Annotated in this window: 2 protein-coding genes and 1 pseudogene; 2 read left to right on the top strand and 1 reads right to left on the bottom strand. The window is 66.3% G+C overall.

Annotated features, from left to right (window positions below; genetic code table 11):
• Window positions 1-73, bottom strand: a pseudogene (locus AB0L34_RS33735) (cytochrome B); the annotation flags it as partial.
• Window positions 74-522: 449 nt separating this feature from the next.
• Between AB0L34_RS33735 and AB0L34_RS33740 the strand changes: the two are divergent.
• Together AB0L34_RS33740 and AB0L34_RS33745 are read left to right on the top strand one after the other, a co-directional pair.
• Window positions 523-771: a hypothetical protein gene (locus AB0L34_RS33740; protein ID WP_363709718.1), complete on the top strand. Its 249-nt coding sequence runs from the start codon at window positions 523-525 to the stop codon at window positions 769-771.
• A 27-nt stretch (window positions 772-798) separates the two neighbouring features.
• Complete coding sequence (locus tag AB0L34_RS33745; RefSeq protein ID WP_363709720.1) at window positions 799-1725, top strand: hypothetical protein; 927 nt, start codon at window positions 799-801, stop codon at window positions 1723-1725.
• The last annotated feature ends 21 nt before the right edge of the window (window positions 1726-1746 follow it).

A 1746-nucleotide genomic window follows, 5' to 3' on the forward strand; every position in this document is an offset into this window, starting at 1 on the left:
GCCCGATCCACACGACGTCGACGAAGTGCCAGTAGTAGGACACGACGATCGCCGACGTGGCCTGCGCCGGGGTCCCGTGACAGCGGGAGACCCCCACCCCGCTCGCCTGAACCCTTTCGGACCGAGCCGGGAGTTCGTAACCCCGATATCTCACTCACCGTAAGTTGTTCGGTTGCATTGTCGGGCGATATGACAAGTACAACGCGCCGGGACCCACAACCGCCACACCGGACGGCTGATGTTGACAAATTTCACGCCGATCGGGTGGTCCACGGGGCGTCGAACAAACGAGGGCTTCCCCCAACCGCCGAGATCAACTGAAAAATATTTGACCATTCTGGACATGAAAGATGCCGGAAGGCGACGGAGTGGGTGCATAGGCTTCATACAAGCGTGCGGCCGAGCGTGAGCTGATGACAGTCAGCTTCGGGCTCGCTGGGGCCGCCGCCAGCCTGAACCCGATCGGGCGCCCCGTGGGCTAGGACAGCCCCCGGGGCGTCCTTCTGTGAAAGGACCACCCCCGTGCCAGCTGCCACCTGTCTACCTCACCTCGACGACCCCGATCGGCAACACCGCTGGTTGATCCTGGTTCTCCTCGTCATGGGCACCTACGGCATCGCCCTGGCGATGCTGCTCGTGGGCTTCCCGGTCGAGGTGTGCGTCCTGACGTCGGCGGCCATCACCGCCACGGCCGTACAGGCCACCCGGTCGGCCGTGACCCCCGGCCGCCCGATCCTGTCGCATCTGGCGGCGCTGCCGCCCCGGGCATGACCAGGAGCAGTCGCAATGGGGCGACACATGAAACCGATCAGCGATCGCAAGCCCGCCAAGCAGCTGGCACTGAAGCTGCGCGAGCTCAAGGGAGACATCCCCTACGCACGACTGGCCAAGCAGGTCCACGTCAAGCCGAACACGCTGTCCACCATGGCCGACGGCACCTACCGCGGGTGGCCATGCGTGGAGCAGTTCCTCCAGGCGGTGACGCTGTGCGGGGGCATCGTCACCGACGAGGACCGCAGTCAGTGCCGCGCCTTCCACAAGATCGCCGAGAAGCTGCACCGCGAGGGCGAGAACCGCAGCGCGACCGAATCAAGCGAGGCCACCTTACTGCCGCCCAAGATCGAGACCGTAGTACTCGCACCCCGGGTTGACGAAGACGACGACAGCACGGTGGTCACCTTCACCCGCACCGAGCGGACCCTGGCGTGCCCGCGCAGCCTCGACCAGGCACGGACCGTGCACGACATCGTTGCCTCGCTGCTGGACCTCATCACCGACAGAAACATGGACATCCGTAACTGGCGTCAGAGAACCATCTCCCGGACCACAGGCCGCGCGGGATCCCCCGAATGGGAGGTCCTCACCGGCCGCAGCCAGCCCACTCTGCCGGTGGTGCTGTCCATCGTCGGCCAATGCGGCGGCGCAACAGCGGATCTCTCCCGATGGGAGCAACAGTGGAACCACGTCGTCTCGCCAGAAGCCCGATTCGTCGGCACCGCCACACCCCCAGAGGGGTCCCGCACCTCGGAGGCTGCCGTCGCGCTCACCGACACCGGTCCGGTCGAGGATGAGGACCTGGAGCGCATCCGTGACCGCCTGAACACTGGTAGGCCCGGACCACCGCAGCGCCTTCCTCTCTGGCGCAGGCTCACCGGCCGAGCCAAGATCACGCGTCGGCTCGCCAGACGATCGCCCGGACAGACTCTTCCCCCGCCACCAGACTGACGGGCGTTGGGCCGCACAGCG

Source organism: Micromonospora sp. NPDC052213 (assembly GCF_040679695.1).
Classification (GTDB): domain Bacteria; phylum Actinomycetota; class Actinomycetes; order Mycobacteriales; family Micromonosporaceae; genus Micromonospora.